The sequence below is a fragment of the Vibrio harveyi genome (genome assembly GCF_030060435.1).
GTDB classification, from domain to species: domain Bacteria; phylum Pseudomonadota; class Gammaproteobacteria; order Enterobacterales; family Vibrionaceae; genus Vibrio; species Vibrio harveyi.
In genome coordinates this window covers 452,552-471,454 of the sequence record NZ_CP125875.1, presented here as the reverse complement: position 1 = coordinate 471,454, position 18,903 = coordinate 452,552, and the positions used below count along the sequence as shown (strand labels likewise).

20 protein-coding genes are annotated in these 18,903 nt (G+C 44.6%); 13 read left to right on the top strand and 7 right to left on the bottom strand.

Annotated features, from left to right (window positions below; genetic code table 11):
- Window positions 1-93: 93 nt before the first annotated feature.
- Window positions 94-822: a 30S ribosomal protein S2 gene (gene rpsB / locus QMY49_RS02180; RefSeq protein WP_005446181.1), complete on the bottom strand. Its 729-nt coding sequence runs from the start codon at window positions 820-822 to the stop codon at window positions 94-96.
- A 397-nt stretch (window positions 823-1,219) separates the two neighbouring features.
- On the opposite strand from rpsB, the gene map reads away from it, so the two are divergent.
- The 3 genes from map to QMY49_RS02165 all read left to right on the top strand — a co-directional run bounded on the left by map (window position 1,220) and on the right by QMY49_RS02165 (window position 5,362).
- Window positions 1,220-2,098 carry a type I methionyl aminopeptidase gene (gene map, locus QMY49_RS02175; protein WP_283312631.1) on the top strand — a complete coding sequence of 293 codons (879 nt, stop codon included), beginning with the start codon at window positions 1,220-1,222 and terminating at the stop codon, window positions 2,096-2,098.
- Window positions 2,099-2,197: 99 nt separating this feature from the next.
- Window positions 2,198-4,822 (top strand): bifunctional uridylyltransferase/uridylyl-removing protein GlnD, encoded by a 2,625-nt coding sequence (gene glnD, locus QMY49_RS02170; RefSeq protein WP_009701987.1) that lies wholly within the window; start codon window positions 2,198-2,200, stop codon window positions 4,820-4,822.
- A 156-nt stretch (window positions 4,823-4,978) separates the two neighbouring features.
- Complete coding sequence (locus tag QMY49_RS02165) at window positions 4,979-5,362, top strand: DUF3461 family protein (protein ID WP_005436760.1); 384 nt, start codon at window positions 4,979-4,981, stop codon at window positions 5,360-5,362.
- 346 nt (window positions 5,363-5,708) lie between these two features.
- Here QMY49_RS02165 and truC read toward each other — a convergent pair whose 3' ends face one another.
- Both truC and QMY49_RS02155 read right to left on the bottom strand, forming a co-directional pair.
- Window positions 5,709-6,476 (bottom strand): tRNA pseudouridine(65) synthase TruC, encoded by a 768-nt coding sequence (gene truC, locus QMY49_RS02160; protein WP_283312627.1) that lies wholly within the window; start codon window positions 6,474-6,476, stop codon window positions 5,709-5,711.
- Between the two features lie 5 nt (window positions 6,477-6,481).
- The gene (locus QMY49_RS02155; protein WP_009698643.1) at window positions 6,482-6,796 is read right to left on the bottom strand and encodes a YqcC family protein; all 315 of its coding nucleotides are present in this window, start codon (window positions 6,794-6,796) and stop codon (window positions 6,482-6,484) included.
- A 76-nt stretch (window positions 6,797-6,872) separates the two neighbouring features.
- Between QMY49_RS02155 and QMY49_RS02150 the strand changes: the two genes are divergently transcribed.
- Together QMY49_RS02150 and QMY49_RS02145 are read left to right on the top strand one after the other, a co-directional pair.
- Window positions 6,873-7,910 (top strand): DUF3549 family protein, encoded by a 1,038-nt coding sequence (locus QMY49_RS02150; RefSeq protein WP_274881149.1) that lies wholly within the window; start codon window positions 6,873-6,875, stop codon window positions 7,908-7,910.
- A 13-nt stretch (window positions 7,911-7,923) separates the two neighbouring features.
- Window positions 7,924-8,223: a DUF3301 domain-containing protein gene (locus tag QMY49_RS02145; RefSeq protein WP_005446190.1), complete on the top strand. Its 300-nt coding sequence runs from the start codon at window positions 7,924-7,926 to the stop codon at window positions 8,221-8,223.
- Here the strand turns inward: QMY49_RS02145 and QMY49_RS02140 are convergent.
- On the bottom strand, window positions 8,183-8,668 hold the full coding sequence (locus QMY49_RS02140) for a GNAT family N-acetyltransferase (protein ID WP_005446192.1): 486 nt from the start codon (window positions 8,666-8,668) through the stop codon (window positions 8,183-8,185). The two genes, QMY49_RS02145 and QMY49_RS02140, sit on opposite strands and share 41 nt — an antisense overlap.
- Window positions 8,669-9,574: 906 nt before the next feature.
- Between QMY49_RS02140 and QMY49_RS02135 the strand changes: the two genes are divergently transcribed.
- The 8 genes from QMY49_RS02135 (at window position 9,575) to QMY49_RS02100 (ending at window position 16,561) form a co-directional block, all read left to right on the top strand.
- The gene (locus tag QMY49_RS02135; RefSeq protein WP_050907951.1) at window positions 9,575-9,868 is read left to right on the top strand and encodes a hypothetical protein; all 294 of its coding nucleotides are present in this window, start codon (window positions 9,575-9,577) and stop codon (window positions 9,866-9,868) included.
- A complete protein-coding gene (locus tag QMY49_RS02130; protein ID WP_005446198.1) occupies window positions 9,865-10,314 on the top strand; it encodes a YaiI/YqxD family protein in 450 nt (149 codons plus the stop codon). Before QMY49_RS02135 ends, QMY49_RS02130 begins: the two co-directional genes overlap by 4 nt.
- Before the next feature lie 196 nt (window positions 10,315-10,510).
- A complete protein-coding gene (locus QMY49_RS02125) occupies window positions 10,511-11,500 on the top strand; it encodes a ketoacyl-ACP synthase III (RefSeq protein ID WP_026000230.1) in 990 nt (329 codons plus the stop codon).
- A complete protein-coding gene (locus QMY49_RS02120) occupies window positions 11,497-12,483 on the top strand; it encodes an NAD-dependent epimerase/dehydratase family protein (RefSeq protein WP_026138227.1) in 987 nt (328 codons plus the stop codon). The genes QMY49_RS02125 and QMY49_RS02120 overlap by 4 nt, the downstream gene beginning before the upstream one ends.
- On the top strand, window positions 12,452-13,315 hold the full coding sequence (locus QMY49_RS02115; RefSeq protein WP_005446204.1) for an MBL fold metallo-hydrolase: 864 nt from the start codon (window positions 12,452-12,454) through the stop codon (window positions 13,313-13,315). Before QMY49_RS02120 ends, QMY49_RS02115 begins: the two co-directional genes overlap by 32 nt.
- Complete coding sequence (locus QMY49_RS02110; protein WP_283312621.1) at window positions 13,303-14,571, top strand: F390 synthetase-related protein; 1,269 nt, start codon at window positions 13,303-13,305, stop codon at window positions 14,569-14,571. Before QMY49_RS02115 ends, QMY49_RS02110 begins: the two co-directional genes overlap by 13 nt.
- Entirely contained in the window at window positions 14,559-15,671 is a 1,113-nt protein-coding gene (locus tag QMY49_RS02105; RefSeq protein WP_283312620.1) for an ATP-grasp domain-containing protein, read from the top strand. Before QMY49_RS02110 ends, QMY49_RS02105 begins: the two co-directional genes overlap by 13 nt.
- Window positions 15,672-15,835: 164 nt before the next feature.
- Window positions 15,836-16,561 (top strand): MipA/OmpV family protein, encoded by a 726-nt coding sequence (locus QMY49_RS02100; RefSeq protein WP_283312618.1) that lies wholly within the window; start codon window positions 15,836-15,838, stop codon window positions 16,559-16,561.
- 56 nt (window positions 16,562-16,617) lie between these two features.
- Here the strand turns inward: QMY49_RS02100 and QMY49_RS02095 are convergent, their stop codons facing one another.
- The 3 genes from QMY49_RS02095 to QMY49_RS02085 all read right to left on the bottom strand — a co-directional run bounded on the left by QMY49_RS02095 (window position 16,618) and on the right by QMY49_RS02085 (window position 18,822).
- Window positions 16,618-18,204 carry an AbgT family transporter gene (locus QMY49_RS02095; RefSeq protein ID WP_005446209.1) on the bottom strand — a complete coding sequence of 529 codons (1,587 nt, stop codon included), beginning with the start codon at window positions 18,202-18,204 and terminating at the stop codon, window positions 16,618-16,620.
- Between the two features lie 228 nt (window positions 18,205-18,432).
- On the bottom strand, window positions 18,433-18,558 hold the full coding sequence (gene ykgO, locus QMY49_RS02090; RefSeq protein ID WP_004744821.1) for a type B 50S ribosomal protein L36: 126 nt from the start codon (window positions 18,556-18,558) through the stop codon (window positions 18,433-18,435).
- A 3-nt stretch (window positions 18,559-18,561) separates the two neighbouring features.
- Window positions 18,562-18,822: a type B 50S ribosomal protein L31 gene (locus QMY49_RS02085; protein ID WP_005446212.1), complete on the bottom strand. Its 261-nt coding sequence runs from the start codon at window positions 18,820-18,822 to the stop codon at window positions 18,562-18,564.
- Between the last annotated feature and the right edge of the window lie 81 nt (window positions 18,823-18,903).

Below are 18,903 nucleotides of genomic sequence, written 5' to 3'. Positions count from 1 at the left end.
AGGGGCCTACATTGTCGGCCCCCATTGCTAACTATAACTCAGTCTATGCTACAACAAGGTTTCACATAGACTAAGTGTGACACAGAGCCGCTATTATTCAGCTTCTACGAAACCGTCTTTTTCAGCAACTGCTGCAACGTCTTTGTTGCGACCTTCAGTTACTGCAGATGCAGCAGCGTTTAGGTATAGTTGAACTGCGCGGATCGCGTCGTCGTTACCTGGGATGATGTAGTCAACGCCGTCTGGGTTAGAGTTAGTATCTACCACAGCGTATACTGGAATACCTAGGTTGTTAGCTTCTTTAATTGCAATGTGCTCGTGATCAGCGTCGATTACGAATAGAGCGTCTGGTAGACCGCCCATATCTTTGATACCACCAAGAGATTTCTCTAGCTTCTCCATTTCACGAGTGCGCATTAGAGCTTCTTTCTTAGTTAGCTTGTCGAAAGTACCGTCTTGAGACTGTGCTTCGAAATCTTTTAGACGCTTGATAGACTGACGAACTGTTTTGTAGTTCGTTAGCATGCCGCCCAACCAACGGTTGTTTACGTAGTATTGGTTGCTTGCGATTGCAGCTTCTTTAACAGCTTCAGATGCAGCGCGCTTAGTACCTACGAAAAGAACTTTACCTTTTTTCTCGCCAATTTTAGCAAGCTCAGCTAGAGCTTCATTGAACATTGGTACAGTTTTTTCTAGGTTGATGATGTGAACGCGGTTACGAGCACCAAAGATGAATGGCTTCATTTTTGGGTTCCAGTAACGAGTTTGGTGACCGAAGTGAACACCAGCTTTCAGCATATCGCGCATTGATACAGTTGCCATTTTAAAATCCTCTATGGGGTTAGGCCTCCACATCCCCCATAATTCCGACCAAGCTTCTGCTCAGCACCCCGGAACATGTGACGGAATGTGTGTGATTTAAAGATAAAAAGTTAATCGGAAGAAGCCTGCTTCGCCACTTCTCTAACGAAAAGTAAAGAGAACAGTCCTCGATTCCGGCGCGCTTTATACCATATTTTAGCCCAACATGGCTAGTAAAAATTGTTTCTTACCATTCTAATTTACCTATCACAGTCCCCCCTACTCTCTCTTTAATTACATAACTAAACTACAAGTAAGAATGACTCATATTCTTAACTGGCTTGGGTTAGCCACTCGATATCTGATAGAATGCGCGCATTCGCACGTTTGCGTGCTTACGAATAAGTAGAGAAAGCCAATGTCAATCAAGATTAAAACTGCTGAAGAAATCGAACGCATGCGCATTGCGGGCAAGCTAGCCGCAGAAGTTCTAGAAATGATCGAACCGCACATCAAAGCAGGTGTGACAACAGAAGAGCTAAACCAAATCTGTCACGATTACGCTCTAGAGAGAGGCGCTTACTCTGCACCGCTTGATTACCATGGATTCCCTAAATCAATCTGTACGTCGATCAACCACATCGTTTGTCACGGTATACCGGCAACCCAAGATGAAAAGGGTGCTAACGGTCAAATGAAACCTGCGGTCCTAAAAGACGGTGACATCATCAACGTCGATATCACAGTGATTATTCCAAACGATGAAAACGCAGACCTAAGCGTTCGTCCACAAGGCTACCACGGTGATACGTCTAAGATGTTCCTAGTTGGTGATGTTTCACCAGCAAACAAGCGTCTATGTATGGTTGCACAAGAGTCACTTTACATCGGTATGCGTCAAGTTAAGCCTGGTGCAACTGTTGGTGACATCGGTACTGCAATCGAGAAGTACATTAAAGAAAACAACAAGAACAACCCACGTAACAAGTTCTCTATTGTTAAAGACTTCTGTGGTCACGGCATCGGTGATGAGTTCCACGAAGAGCCACAAGTGGTTCACTACAAGAACAAAGACCGCCGTGTACTAAAAGAAGGCATGTGCTTTACGATTGAACCAATGATAAACGCGGGTAAATTTGGCTGTACTGTTGACGCGCAAGACGATTGGACAGTTTACACCGGCGACGGTAAAAACTCAGCGCAGTGGGAACACACTATCGTGGTAACTAAAGAAGGTTGTGAAGTGCTTACACTTCGTAGCGACGATACCATTCCACGTATGATGAAAAACGTTTAATCGCCCATCACTTTCCCTATCCCCGCTCATGCGGGGATATTTTTTATCTGCTTCAAATTTGTTAGATTGCTAATAGTTTAGCTTGCACGGATAGCAAATATGACCCTTCAGTCTCCTCTTACGTTTACCGATGAACAAATCAATATCGGAGAACTTAAGCAAGAACTTGAAAAATTCAGTTCATACCAAAAAGAAGAATTTCTACAGCACCACCCTGTGACCAACCTTGTTTTGTCACGAGCCGAGTACATGGACTTACTCCTCAATCGTTTGTGGCAACACTTTGGTTTTAAAGACATCCATAATATTTCTCTGGTCGCGGTAGGTGGTTATGGTCGTGGTGAATTGCACCCTCTTTCCGACATCGACATTTTGATTCTGTCGAACAACAAACTGCCTAATGCACTAGAAGCCAAAATCAGTGAGTTCATTACGCTACTGTGGGATTTACGCCTTGAAGTAGGTCATGCGGTTCGTACTGTCGAGGAGTGTGCTGAAATTGGGCGTTCAGATTTAACTGTCGCCACCAATTTACAAGAAGCTCGTTTGCTCTGTGGCAGTGAAGACACCTTCCAAGCGCTGAAGAAAGTGGTGCTATCTGATTCTTTCTGGCCAAGCGAGACCTTTTATCGAGCCAAAATTCAAGAACAGCGCGAACGCCATGCTCGGTACCATGACACGACCTACAATCTTGAACCAGACATCAAATCCACACCAGGTGGTCTACGTGACATTCATACATTAAGTTGGGTGGCACGCCGTCACTTCGGCGCGACTTCATTGTTGGAGATGAGCCGCTACGGATTCTTAACAGATGCCGAATACCGTGAGTTGGTTGAATGTCAGGATTTCCTGTGGCGCGTGCGTTTTGCGCTGCATATTGAACTACGACGTTACGACAACCGTTTGACCTTTGCCCACCAAGCGCAGGTCGCGGAGCACCTTGGCTATGTGGGTGAAGGTAATCGCGGCGTCGAAATGATGATGAAAGAGTTCTACCGTACCCTTCGACGTGTGGCAGAGCTCAATAAGATGCTACTCAAGCTGTTCGATCAAGCCATCATCAATGGTGGTGCAACAGAAGATGCAGAAATCATTGATGAAGACTTCCAACGTCGTGGCGCCTTAATTGAGGCACGTAAGCCCGCTTTGTTCCAAGCTCGCCCAGAGACGATTCTGGATATGTTTCTGCATATTGCCAATGATTCAAGCATCGAAGGGGTTAGCCCACCAACATTGCGTCAGTTGCGTACTGCGCGTCGTCGATTGAATAAATTCTTACACACCATGCCAGAAGCGCGTGAAAAGTTTATGGCATTGTGTCGCCACCCGAACGCCCTACATAAAGCGTTCAGTCTGATGCACAAGCTTGGTGTCCTCGCGGCATACCTTCCACAATGGAGCCAAATTGTCGGTCAGATGCAGTTCGACCTATTCCATGTGTATACCGTAGATGAGCACAGTATTCGCCTGCTCAAACACATTAATACCTTCAGCTACGCAGAGAACCACAGTAAGCATCCGATTTGCTGTGAGGTTTACCCTCGCATTCAAAAGAAAGAGCTGCTTATCCTAGCCGCGATTTTCCATGATATTGGCAAAGGCAGAGGTGGTGACCATTCGGTGATAGGCGAAGGTGAAGCGTACGACTTCTGTATTGAACACGGTTTGTCTAAACCAGAGGCGAAATTAGTAAGCTGGCTGGTAAGGCATCACCTATTAATGTCGGTGACTGCACAACGCCGTGATATTTACGATCCAGATGTGATCACAGAATTCGCCAAGCAAGTACGTGATGAAGAGTACCTTGAGTATCTTGTTTGTCTAACGGTAGCCGATATCTGCGCAACTAACCCAGAGCTTTGGAATAGTTGGAAACGCACCTTGCTCGCGGAATTGTTCTATTCCACCCAACGTGCACTGCGTCGCGGCTTAGAAAATCCCGTCGATGTGCGTGAACGTATTCGCCATAATCAACAAATGGCGTCTGCCCTACTACGTAAAGAGGGCTTCTCGGCACGAGAAATTGAGGTGCTGTGGCAGCGCTTTAAAGCTGATTACTTCTTGCGTCACACCCATAAGCAAATTGCGTGGCATTGCGAGAATTTGCTGCGTATGGAAGACCCAGCAAAGCCACTGGTACTTATCAGTAAAAAAGCGACACGAGGTGGTACCGAAGTATTCGTTTACAGCCCAGACCAACCCGCGTTGTTTGCTACCGTTGTTGCTGAGTTAGACCGTCGTAACTTCAACGTGCACGACGCACAAATCATGACCAGTAAAGATGGCTATGTACTCGATACTTTTATGGTTCTTGACCAACATGGCAAAGCGATTGAAGAAGGTCGCCACGGAGCCGTTACTAAGCACATTACTCATGTATTGGAAGATGGTCGCCCAACCAAGATCAAAACACGTCGCACACCGAATAAACTTCAGCATTTTAATGTAAAAACCAAAGTCGACTTCCTGCCAACCAAGAGTAAGAAACGCACTTTGATGGAGTTTGTCGCTCTAGATACTCCGGGGCTTCTGGCCAAAGTTGGTCGTACATTTGCTGACTTGGGAATTAACCTCCACGCTGCGAAAATTACCACCATTGGTGAACGAGCAGAAGACTTGTTCATTCTAACCAGTGAAGCGGGTGGTAGGCTAAGCGAGGAACAGCAAGCAGAACTGCGTGAGAAGTTGATTGAGAATTTGTCTGAGCCAGTCTCAGCTTAAGAGAAACCTTCCTTTCATCAATAACTAACGTGGGCAAGAACGATAGCGATCTTGCCCACAAGTTGAGCAATTTGGCTAAATATCAGCTATCTAGCTCATTAATGGGCTGCTACAGTTATACGGAAACTAATTCTAGTTATTAGATAGAGGTAGCCTATGTATCCACACCTCACTGGTTTGGGCATCCATGACCCGAAACAGATTGAACGTTACTCCCTGCGACAAGAAGCACACAAAGACGTCCTAAAGATCTACTTTCACAAACAGAAAGGCGAGTTCTTCGCGAAAAGTGTTAAGTTCAAATACCCGCGCCAAGTTAAAAATGTACTGGTCGACAGTGGCAGTCACAAGTACAAAGAGGTCACGGAGATCAACCGCAACCTGACGCTTGTGATCGATGAGCTGAACAAGATAACCAAACCTGTGAAAGTGGCTGAAGTGGATGTGAAAGAGAAGATACTTTCTGATCTTCGTCATCTAGAAAAGGTGGTTTCAAGCAAGATCGCCGAGATCGAAGCGGATCTGGAAAAACTCAAGTAGTCCGCTCAATTCCTCAAGAATAAAAAAGGGGGTGATACATATACCCAAGTGACTTCAAGATGCAGGATTCAGAGTGTTGTCATTGATTCGAGAGCAAGGAAAACAATGCAGTGTAATAGCCAGCTCTTTCCAAGTTGTTTGACGCAGCAATCGGGTCAATGACACGCTCCCAAAGGGCGAGCTGCCTTGGCTTGTATACTTTGTTGCCGATTCTTGATTTAGACCCACTAAACCTTTAAATCGCCGCCGCGTCTACAAACCAAGTCAGTCTCGCTGAACCTAGCATCTTGAGGTTACTTGGGTATATACCACCCCTCCTATCTTTCGACTTAATAAAGATAGCCGTTTATCTTACCAACGATTCATCCCATGTAAATCGAGCAAACAACTGCTGCCAAGTCTCATCGATATTGGCTTTCATCACGATTTCTTCATCAGTGAACGGATGCACAAAGCGCAGCACTGATGCATGCAACAATAAGCGATGGGAATCAAATTCCGTGCGATAAAGTTTGTTGTGTTTACCGTCACCATGCGTCGTATCCCCAACAATTGGATGACGCAGGTGCGCCATGTGGCGACGCAATTGATGCTTACGCCCTGTCTTTGGCTTCATCTCCATCAAACAGTAGCGTGTAGTTGGAAACTTACCCGTAGAGTATGGCACTTCCACTTTCGCTAACGGTTTGTATGCCGTTACGGCGTCTTGCGCTTCTTTCTCTTGTGAAGCGAACTTATCAGCGATCTTATCAAGCTCAACTTTCAAGGCGTAATCAAGAACACCTTCTTCTTCAATCCAGCCTCGAACAATTGCATGATAGGTTTTCTCCATTTTATGCTCAGCAAACATAGGCATCACTTGCGATGCGACTTCACTGGATAAAGCAAAAACCAGTACACCTGAAGTTGGGCGGTCCAACCGGTGCAATGGAAAAACATGCTGACCAATTTGATCGCGCAATGTTTGCATCACGAACTGAGTTTCGTGCTTATCCAACCAACTTCGGTGTACCAACATACCCGCAGGTTTATTAACCGCGACAAAATACTCGTCCTGATAAACGATCTCTAGTACCACTGGCTCAACCGATGGTGATGTTTCTTGTTCTGACATTGAGGTTACTTACATAGTTCGTCGATGGTTCGAATGGTTACCAGTAGCTCGGCGTAATGCGGCTCTTGTTTCCATACTTCTGCAAAATACGGCTCGATAGAAAAGCCTCGAGGTAAAGGTTGATTATCTTCAACTAACGCACGCATACGGGCAATAAAGATCCATTGTAACCACTCATGTGGATGCAGCGTGTCAATCGCGAAAGGTTCTGTACTCTGTAGCGCTTCTGCAGAGGGCATAGTTTGTTGCCACAACTCATGATGCTGCAGTTGTGCCTCAAGTTGTTGAAGTAAGTCGACCAATTGGATGTTTGTTGCCATTAATTCCGTCTCGAACCTTGAATTAGCCAAGAATGATACCATTTCTTGTGAAAAGAACATTAGGATGTCGTATTTAATGGAAAACATTCAAACCCTCACTCAGTTGCTAAGCAACAGTCAGTGTGAGTATCAAATCTTCGACCTTGGTCGTCGTATCAAGACCATCGAGCCACAAGTATTTGCTGACGTGGAAAAAGGTCAATGCCCATACCCATTCCCAATGCAGCGAAAAGCACACTTGGCGATCGCATACTGGAATGAGCAAAAGCAACCTTGGATTTGGTTCTTAAAGTTCGAGCTGGATGAGCGAGGTCTGCTAAAGCAAGCGGATATTGGCAACTTCATTAAATACGTCGTAGAAGCGATGGGGACTCGCCTAAGTGAAGAAATGACAGAAGAGCAGCAACAAAAGCTCTCTAACAACCCATACACCTTCAAACCCGCAGAAGAAAAGATGGCAGTCTTCCATAGCCAAGTTCGCGCAAACTTGGACTTACCCACCAGCCAATACTACGAGCATACTCAGCACTACTTTACGGGCGGTTTAGGCTGGGAAAACTGGCAAACAGTTGGTCTGCAAGGTATTACTGATATGGCAGCTCGTCTGGGTAAAGTGCAAAATGCCGTGACTTTGCGTAAAGCCCTTAACTACTTACCCAATGAACCACTATACGCCCTACTTGGTGCGTTAGAGCATGTTGATTTGCAAGAACGTTTGGCTGAGCGCATTGCAGAGAAAGCGCAGCAAGAGATCGAAAGTAACGAGCCCGATCTATTCTTACTCTCAGCTTTAATCCGCTCTCTAGCAGGCGCACCAACCGAGATTTCCTTGCCAATCTTGAAGGCAATTTTACAAAGCCCACGCTTAAGCCACCAAGAAGTACTAATCGGTATTGCAGGTCGTACGTGGCACCTACTGGCTGATGCTAGCATTGCTGAACAATTTTTATTGCGCCTCGCACAAACTGGTAATCAGGCTTTATTTAATCAGCTATTTGCCGATTTAGTTATGCTGCCAGAGCTAAGAATGGTATTGCTGCCTTTGCTGCACTCTAGCCCATCGGAAGAGCTAGCGACTGCATTGGTGAAACTGCAGCAAGCAACAAAGGGATAATGAAGGATTAGGGATGATCGGTGACCTATTGGCCATTTTAGGACTGTGCTTTTTCTGCTTTTTGTTTTGGCAACAACGACGTCAATCAGAGTTGGCAAAAGCGGCGATTACGCGTAAATGTGAGCAGTTAGATCTTCAACTGGTAAGCATCGCTTTTGGTGCCCATAAACTGAAAACGCCAGACGGAATCTGGCGTTGGCATACAGTGTATCAATTTGAGTTTTCATCTCTTGGTGATGATTGCTACCAAGGTGAATTGACGATGATCGGGTTTAGGCCGCTGAACTTTCACCTACCGCCACATCGCTTGTAAATTCCATTTCAAAGTAAGGGCCGTAAAGGTCCTTGCTCTCTCTCGTCTTTATAAATCCTAGTTTTTCCAGTACTGCCATGGATGCTTTGTGATGGCTATTCACATTTGCTTTGACTTTGTGTAGCCCAAGCTCACGGCATGCTTTCGGGAAAAACGCCTTTAGCGCTTCTGTCGCTAACCCTTTACCCCAATAAGCTTTATCAAAGATAAACCCTAGCTCAGGTTCATGATCTAGGTTTGAAATGAACACGTGTCCCATATAATCACGGCTGGTACTTTCAAGCACCGCCATACTGTGGACATTCTCATCATCCAGAATCTTCTCAAACAGTTGTTTGGCAGAAGACACCGTATGAGGTCCATTCATCTCTGCGCGATTTTTAGCACAGCAATTTAACATCACGAACTCTAGTTGCAACGACTCATTGTAGGGTAGAAGAAGCATTCTTCTGGTTACTATGGTCACATCTGTTCCTTGATTACAGCAAACTTAATTTATCCACATAACAAAAGTTCAATAGCTTTGAACATGTTATGCGGCACATAACGCCTTTTTGAGAAGCCGAAAGTTAAACCAACTGATTGGAAAGGATATTGATCTGGATTGTTTTTTATTCAGTGTTATGAGGAATTTATAAATAATGTGATATTGCCACTTTCAATCATCCCAAAATATGAAAGGGCTTAAATAAGAAAGACCCCGACACAAGCGTATCGGGGTCATAGTCTTACTCGCAGCAGTCCGGCTACTAATTAGTGCTCCATGCATCATCCATAATAGTGGCTGATTCCGTCAGCTTAGTCCTTACGTCGCCGTCCTAGCGGTGTCCTTATCATCCTGATAGCTAACATTCCCCGTTAGCGCACATCACTTGTTCCTTGAGCGGTGTCCCTTGCATCATCCTGATGCTGTCCCTACCTCAATCCTATGAGGGGTCCATTGTCTATCCTTAGTCATCAACATCCTATTGATGATTGTGTCCTTACAATGTCCTACGCTCCTTGCTTGATCATTCATCCTGAATAACCAAATCGTCTTCCTGACGATAACCAAATCCTTGGTGCTTTCCTGTTCCATGTCTGCTTCCTGCCGACAAGGTTTAATTTACGCTTTTCCCTTTAAATCACAATCTACCCTAGAAAATCTTTTGGCAAAAAACTTAGTTAAAAACATGTTAAAACCATACTTTTCAATAAGTTAGCTTAAATGTTTTCTATTTAACTGATGACGAAATCGTTTTCTCTCACAACCACTGTGAGAGATCTCGCACAAGGCTCTGCCGAAATTGCTATTCGCTAAAATCGACCGTGCAAAGTATGATGATAGAAGTCATTTTAGTATGGATAAATTATGTTAACTCAAGACGTCACTAAAGAGCTGGAAGCCGTGATGGAGCAACTGCAACAGCAGGGTAAAGAACCCACTGTGGCTCTGGTAAAAGCTCGCATGAAAACACCTGTGCCTATGCCAGCACTGATTGCGACTATTAAAAGTTGGAAGAGCGCAAACCGCATTCCGAAAGTTGAAGTCGCGGTCCAAAAACCAAAAGAAGAGGATCGCCTTGCTGCACTTGAAGAGACAGTAGCCAAATTGACTGCTCGTGTTGAAGAACTCGAAGCGAAATTGAGTGAGAAAACATCATGAAATTATGGGTAGATGCGGATGCCTGTCCGAAAGTTATTCGCGAAACAATCGTACGCGCGGCTGAACGTACTGGTGTTGAATGTACATTTGTGGCAAACCATGTAGTGCCAGTACCCAAGCGTGCCAATATTCACTCTTTGCAAGTACCGGCGGGCTTTGATATTGCCGACAATGAAATCGTTCGTCGTGTAGAAGCCAATGACTTAGTGATTACCTCTGATATTCCATTGGCAGACGAAGTGATCAGCAAAGGAGCTCAAGCATTAAGTTCACGAGGCGAGTTATATACTAAAGACACCATCAAAGCGCGTTTGAACATTCGTGATTTCATGGACACCATGCGCTCAAGCGGTATTCAAACAGGCGGTCCTGCGGCTCTGTCTCAAACTGAACGCAGAGAGTTTGCTAACCATTTGGATCGTATTTTAGCCAAATTTAAGAAGTAAAACTCTCACCTTTTAAATTGAGCCAGTTGATCAACACCTGGCTCATTAGTGAATATTTTGTACTCAGTCTTGCATACAAAGCGTGTTATCACTCCCATTCGCATTGTCTCACTTATTTTTTTAACCTTTTCGATATAGACCCAATATGCAACTTAAATTATTTTGAACGGCGTTTTTAATAACTTTGTAGAAAATAATGGGCTTTAATATCCTTTCCAGTGGAAGCTATCTGCCAGTCAATCAATGGTCAGATCGGGAGATGGACCGCTTCCTAAAATTACCCTCAGGGACTTGTCGAAACAAATTTGATGTTGAATATCGTCATGTAGCCAGCACGAAAGAAACCGCTGTATATATGGCAATGCAAGCGATAATGCAATGTCTCGGCAACACACACTCGCTAAGTTCTGTTGACCTCCTTATTTATGCCAGTGGCACACATCATCAGGCTTTACCTTATGATGCTTCAGCAGTTTTAGCTGCATTAGACGCCCCGACATCACTAGAAAGTTTTGATTTAAACAGTACCTGTTTGTCTTTTCTCTCAGCTCTCAATCTTGCTCAGAACCTTTTCATAGCAAAACGCTACCAACGTATTATTATTGTCACCAGTGAGCTTGCTACGGGCATCACACTGAATCGCAGCTTCACACTCAAACCTGAAGTTGCAACCTTATTTGCCGATGGTGCAGCAGCGTTTTTACTAGAGCAAACAGAGAATGAAGGGCTGATCACAAGCCACTTTGAAACGCATCACGCTGGGTATTCATTCTGTCAAATTAAGGGGGGAGGCAGTCATATCAACCCGCATACTTCAGAGCATCAAGCCTATTTGAAAAACTGCCAATTTGAGATGGAAGGCAAAGCACTGTTTAAGCATGTGCGCAAAACTTTGCCAGCGTTTCTTGAAAAAGGCTTTAGCTCCTCTCCAGTCACTCTTCGCGATATTGACTACTTTCTTCCACACCAAGCGAGTGCTCACGGTTTAAAGAAGTTACCCTCACTTGTCGGTTTACCAAAAGAGAAAACCGTTAATCACTTTTCTACTTTGGGTAACCAAGTCGCTGCGTCACTGCCGATAAATTTGCACTGGCTACGCAACCAACCAGGCACACAAGGGAAACATGTGTTATTGGCGGGCACTGCTGCTGGGCTCTCGTTGGGGATGGGCGTACTTAAATTATGAGAATATTAGTCACAGGTGGCAGTGGTATGCTGGGTAGTGCGATTCTACGAATGTTTCACCAGCAACATGAACTGCACTTTACTGCGCGAAATACTGTCATCGCAAAACAACTCACAGACCAATTCAATGTCACACCGCATTTAATCAATTTAGAGGATAAATCAGCGGTTCATGAAGTATGCCAAGGTATGGATGGGATCATCCATTGCGCAGCACTCTCAAGCCCTTGGGGTAAGTGGGAAGCATTTTATCAATCCAATGTAGATGCCACAAAAAACCTTATCTGCGCAGCGAATGCACATCAGGTACCACGTTTTATCCATATCTCCTCCACCAGCGTCTATTTTGACCACAAAGACAGGTGGAACATCCGAGAAACAGACGATATTGCTTCGCGTTGGTGTAATGATTACGCGCACACTAAATACTTATCTGAACTTGAAGCCATACAAGGGCACAGCAAAACGATCATTTTAAGACCTCGTGGTATTTTCGGTCCGAACGATCGCGCGATTATCCCAAGGGTACTTAAAGCGATAAAAAACGACACACTACTTCTGCCATCCGGGCGAAATCCGGTTGTTGATCTGACTTATGTCGATAATGTTGCCCATGCTGCCATGCTTGCTTGTTCTCAAGCGGAACAACTTCAACATGGTGACATCTTCAATATATCCAATAATGAGCCAATGCCGATTGAGACCGTGCTAAGAGCTTTATGTGAAGCATTGGACATAAACGTTAAATTAACATCACTCCCATACCGCTTTGTGTTGCCGTTATTAAAACTCAGTGAGCAAATACGGATGCGCTTACCACACCAACCGGAGCCAAAGCTCACTTCATACAGCGCAGGGCTATTTAACTATCACCAAACTCTAGATATCAGTAAGGCGCAACAAAAGCTGAATTACCAACCACTTTTTTCAGTTCAAGAAGGAATCCAACAGTATGCAGACTGGTCTAAAAATAAAAATCTTTGAGGCTGGGCACTGCGTACACCCTGGTTTTGTCGTCAAGCCCGGCTCTGGGTTAAAACCAAGATCGTTTCCAGCGGCTGTCGCGTTAATTCAACACCCAACTCAAGGTAACATTCTGTTTGACACGGGGTATCACGAGCATTTTTTTCGTGCCACTCGCCCCTTCCCTGAACGCTTTTATGCTTGGACAACCCCATGTCACTATCAAAAAGAGCACGGAATTGTGGCTCAGTTAGCAAAAGAGAAAATCGGACCTCATGAGATTGAACACTTGGTTCTTTCTCATTTCCATGCTGATCACATCGCTGCCGTGTCTGAGTTTGCGCACTCTCAACTACATTGCCAACAAAAAGGAGTGGACGCCCTAACTAAGAGTGGTCGAGTGGGAGGCGTAAGAAAAGGATACCTAAAAGCGCTACTCCCTCAACAACTCGAATCCAACTTGGTCATGCACCGTGATTTTTCCATACCAATTGGTGAAATCCTTCCCCATTGCCAAGGCGTTGATCTGCTTTGTAAAGATATGTTCAACGACGGCTTAATTTATATAGTGAGTTTACCCGGGCATGCTGCTGGTCAAGTAGGGCTTTTAACGAAGAGAGAGCAAGGTTGGCTGTTCTTATTAGCAGATGCCTGTTGGTTAATCGAGAGCTTGAGTGAAAACATCGATCAACATTGGCTCGCGAACATGCTTTGCGATGATACCCAAGCTTACAAACAAACACTCTCTGAGTTGAGAAATTGCTACCAGAATACCCATCACTTTGTGCGCTTTGTGCCTTCTCATTGCCAAGCGACAATCCAGCAGTTAATTACAGAAGGATGGATAGTGTGAGAACTTTTCTCTCTGAGTTTTGGCGTACACGCTACCGCCCTTTTAGCTCAAGAACACATGTTGAAAAGTGGCAACAAAAACAGATAACACAACATCTGGATTGGGTATGTCGTCATTCTCCTTATTATCATTCATTTCAAGGAGCGTCACTCTGTGATTTCCCAATCATGAATAAGCAAACCATGATGGAAAATCTTTCTGAGTTAAACACAAAGGGTTTGGATGCAAACTCATTAATGCAACAGGCGTTAGAGGCAGAACAATCACGTAATTTCGCAGCTTCAAAAGTTGGCAATGTAACTGTTGGATTGTCTTCGGGCACCTCTGGTATGCGTGGATTGTTCCTCGCGGATAAACAAGAAACGCAACTCTGGGCAGGCAACATTTTGGGTCGCCTCTTACCCGGCTTGTGGGGAAAACATCGAATTGCTCTTGCCCTGCGAGTCAACAGCCCGTTGTATAAATCCGTAGCAAAAGGTCCCGTTACGTTCTTTTATGCTGATTTAAACAAACCTTACCAAGAGTGGATAAAGGAACTAGATGAGTTTCAACCCACGCTTTTGGTTGGTAGCGCTCAAGCCCTTCAACTCTGTGCTCAGTTCAGTGGTCAGTTTGGTCAGCCAGCGATCCAGCCAAAGCGGATCATTTCTGGAGCAGAGGTGCTAACCAAGAGCGACCGTCACTATATTTCTCAAAAATTCGATAGTGAATTGCATGAAGTCTATCAATGTACTGAAGGTTTTCTTGCGTGCACGGACCAACAAGGGCAAATGCGATGGAATCAAGATATTGTCTATATTGAAAAACATTGGCTAAACGCTGAACGCACTCATTACAGCCCTATAATCACTGATTTTCGTCGTAAAACTCAGCCAATTATTCGCTACCAGCTTGACGATATCATTGAGAGCAAACAGGACGACGGCGTATTTGAACCACTCGGAGCGATTGCCGGGCGATGTGGCGACTGCCTAACATTGAACGCAAGCCAAGTACCAGTGTCGGTGCTGCCTGATCTTATTTACCGATCCATCACTTTAGAAATTCAGGATCGTGTCGATTACCGAATCACCCAAACCGGAGCGCAGGCTATTCAAATCGAGGCGGATGTTTACCACCACCCGAGCATTTATCGAGCCTTAGTAAAACTGTTTGATCAACTAAAGCTTGATCCAGTCACATTCAATTATCGCCCCGCTCCGATTTGGACTCCGATGAACAAACAACGACGAGTGGTGAATACATGCGGATTTTAATCACTGGCGCCCGAGCCCCCGTCGCATTAGAGTGGGCAGCAATGTGTATGAACCATGGACACGATGTCGTTCTCACTGATTCATTAGCACAACCTCTGGGGGCGTTTTTACGAGGCATTGAGCATTACGTAAAAACGGCTTCACCTCGATTTTCGTTTCCTACTTACCAGCAACAGATCCTCAATTTACTAACTCAGCAGCGCATTGATATGGTGATACCGACTTGTGAAGAAGTGTACTATTTGGCACACATCGCCCAACAGTGTCCGAGAGTCCATTTTTTTCTACCCAATTCGACATTACTGCGCTCACTGCACAACAAGTTTACCGTCTTTGACCAACTTCGAGATTTACCCAAGATTTCCCTACCTAAAACTCGTTTGGTTACCGATAAACATGACATTGAGATTGATGCTGGCTCAGTACTCAAACCAGTTTACTCTCGATTCGGCGGTGAAGTGATACGAGATATTACCCGTCAGTCTATTTCCACTCTCACGATGTCGGCTCAACACCCTTGGGTACAGCAAGAAAAAATCCACGGAGCACCTATTTGCAACTACGCGATTTTTGAACATGGTCAAATGAGAGCGCACCAAGCTTATTTACCCAAAAACTGCGTAAATGGCTCTGCCGCTAGTGCATTTCAACCAGTATTTGATGATCGATTAGATGCATTTATGACTGCTTTTGGACACCGGCATCGCTACCATGGTCAAGTTTCATTTGATTTTATCCAGACAAACAATGAGCTATATATAATCGAGTGCAACCCAAGAGCCACTAGTGGTTTACACCTGCTCTCACCGCAATGTATTCAATTGTTTCCCGAACTTGCGTTCTCTTTTCCTACAAAACCGCAGTTACACCATTTAGGTGCGGTTTCGCTTATCGCACAAGGCTTATTATCTCTCTTTAAAACAAATACTTGGCGGGATTGGCTATCTGGCGTCAACGTAATGCAGCAACACAACTTTCCGATCAGGAGCCAAATGTTGAGCGTTTTTGAACTGCTTCAATTAGCAAGGAAGAACAAAGTGAAATTGGCTGCGGCTTCGACTGTTGATATAGAGTGGAATGGTGAAGAATTGCCTTCATAATGCCTTTCCATCAAAACAGGTTATCAAGTGAGGAAATGGTCTCGCCAGTTAGCTCCTTATCAAACGTAAAGCGACGCCTACTTCTCCGTTGTAATAATTCACCAATGAAATATAAATCCGAAAACTCCGTTCTCTGTAGTTATAACAAGAATGGAGTTTTATTTATGAATGCACGGATCGTCCTTCCCCTATCATTACTTTTTGTCTCTGCCACTTCACTTGCCAATCAAGAATCTTTTGGCATTGTGGGAGGCAGCGTTACCTATGGCGAAAACGTCTTTTCCGTCAAAGACAAACCTCAGTTTGGTGCCACCCCTAACTTGTTCTATTCCGGTCCTATCGGTTTTGTCGATGGTAGCTTAGCAAACTGGCAAGCGTTACCTTATGTGGGGCTATCAGCAAACTGGCGTTTCGCGGAAGTCTCCGATACGTTTGCCGATCTGCCAAACGGTATTGACGATCGTGATGGGAATGGTGAGCTTGGTATTACTTTAGGCACTGTTGGCGCGAGATTGACTTATCTGCATGATGTCACCTCAGAACATAATGGCTACGAAGTTCAACTGCATCTCGGTCGGACGCTAGAAACTTGGTTACCACCGTTTACCCTCACCCCCTTTCTAGAAGTCGATTACCGAGATAAAAAACACTCTAACCATCTATACAGTGTTTCAGCACAAGAAGCGGCAGCATCAGGACTAAAAGAATTTAAGGCCGATTCTACTTTTGTTTATCAAGCCGGAGTTATTGGTTTGTATGAGTTCACACCATCTTGGATAGGCATTACAAAGGCTGAATTCATTCATCATGATAGTGAGAGTCCTTTGATTCAGCGTGATGTCGGTTGGTCATTGGAAGTCGGGCTGACGTATCGTTTTGCAGGGCTATAAGTAGACAAAAGCCTGCGATAAACGCAGGCTTTGATTGAGCTGAGTGAAGCTTCTAGTTAAGGCGTGTAGTACGTTGCTGCACCTGGACCTACTGGTAGACCGAATACGAATACCCATAGGTAGAATAGAACGCTCCAGCCAACAATGAAGACAATTGAGTAAGGTAGCATGGTCGCAATCAGCGTACCGATACCTAAGTTCTTCATGTAGCGTGTGGCTACCGCGAGGATAAGACCGAAGTAACTCATCATCGGTGTAATGATGTTCGTTGTTGAGTCACCAATACGGTAAGCCGCTTGAATAGTTTCAGGTGCGTAGCCCACCAGCATCAACATAGGTACGAAGATTGGCGCTGTTACTGCCCACTGTGCTGATGCCGAACCAATCATCAAGTTGATGAAGCCACACATTAGGATGAAGGCGAAGAACAACATTGGACCAGTTAGACCAATTTCCTGCAGGAAGCTTGCGCCCGCAACCGCAAATACCTGACCGAAGTTTGTCCACTTGAAGAAAGCAACAAATTGAGCGGCGAAGAATACCAAAACAATGTACATACCCATTGAAGACATTGACTTCGACATTGCATCAATCACATCGCGATCATTCTTCATAGTGCCTACAACGCGACCATAAACAAAGCCTGGTACTGCAAAGAAAACAAAGATAAACGCAACAATACTCTTTAGGAATGGAGAGCCCGCAACCGTACCTGCATCAGAACGCAGAACACCATCAGCCGGAACAATAGTCCATGCCAGTAGTGCAGAAACGACCAGTACTGCGATACCCGCCAGCTTAAGACCTTTCTTCTCTACGTCAGTCAAACCACCCATTTTATCTTGAGATAGGTCTTCTGCCGCTTCTTCATCATTGTATTTGCCAAGTTTTGGCTCAACGATTTTTTCAGTTACAAATGCGCCTGTAATCGCGATGAAGAAGGTAGAAACAAACATGAAGTACCAGTTTACTTCTGGACCAACGGTGTAAGTTGGGTCAATCATCTGCGCTGCTGTTTCAGTAATACCAGACAACAGAGGGTCAACCGTACCGATAAGTAGGTTGGCAGAATAGCCGCCAGATACACCAGCAAACGCAGCGGCTAGACCAGCAAGTGGATGACGACCTAAAGAGTGGAACAGCATCGCCGCTAGTGGAATCAGTACCACGTAGCCAAGCTCAGAAGCCGTGTTTGAAATGATACCAGCGAAAACAACCGTTACTGTAACCATGCGCTGAGATGCGCCCATTACAAGACCGCGCATTGCAGCAGAAAGTAGGCCAGAATGTTCTGCAATGGCAACACCAAGCATCGCAACCAGTACGGTACCTAACGGTGCGAAGCCTACGAAGTTTTTCACTAGGTTAGTTACAATCAGTTGTAAACCTTCAGCATTTAGCAAACTTACAACTTGGATCATGCCATCTGCAGCGCGACCCGGAGCACCTTCAGGGCGAGGGTCAACAACGGAAACTTCAAAGTAACCAGCAATGCCGGACATAACTAGGATTGCGAGACAGAAAATGGCGAAAAGTGTGATTGGGTGGGGTAATAGGTTCCCCAAATATTCAACTGTATCTAAGAAGCGCGTAAATAGTGGCTTCTTTGGCGAGTTTTGTTTCATTGAAGCAGATGAACTCATCTGTTCCCTCCTTGTATTTATTCCTGCGCGTTTGTGACAAAAATGTCACAAAGCTTGCGCAGGGTACTCGACACAAGGGTTAAGTGAAAGTTCAAAACGTTACAGAATGTAACGAACAGTCGAACTTATGACCTATAATCGATAAAAATATAGTTATATCACCCACATATAGATCATAAATCAGAATTATAACTCATCGCATTCCATAAATTACCACCATATTTATGGTTATTTCTGCACCGCCTTAAAACGTGGATTCGTTTTGCAAATCACGTATAAACGCCCTCTTCTTTTGACGATTTGACAATCAGGATGGCGGTTTTTTGCACTCTTTAATGACTTAACGACTTTCATCTCTTAATCCTTATCTTTGCCAAATTGTCCAAAACGACGATTGAAGTTCGCAATACGACCTTCTGCTTGTACTACACGTTGCTTCCCGGTATAGAACGGATGAGACGCAGACGATACATCGAGTGTGAAATATGGGTAAGTTTTGCCATCTTTCCATTCAATCGTTCGGTCGGTTTGCAACGTTGAACCCACAACAAAATATTCATCTACGCTAGTATCATGAAATACCACAGGTCGATATTCAGGATGGATACCTGGTTTCATATAACTTGTCCTTTTGATTAACTGTTATGTTATAACATTTTAATTAATAATCATTCTCAACAATAAAAGCAAGCAAAATTT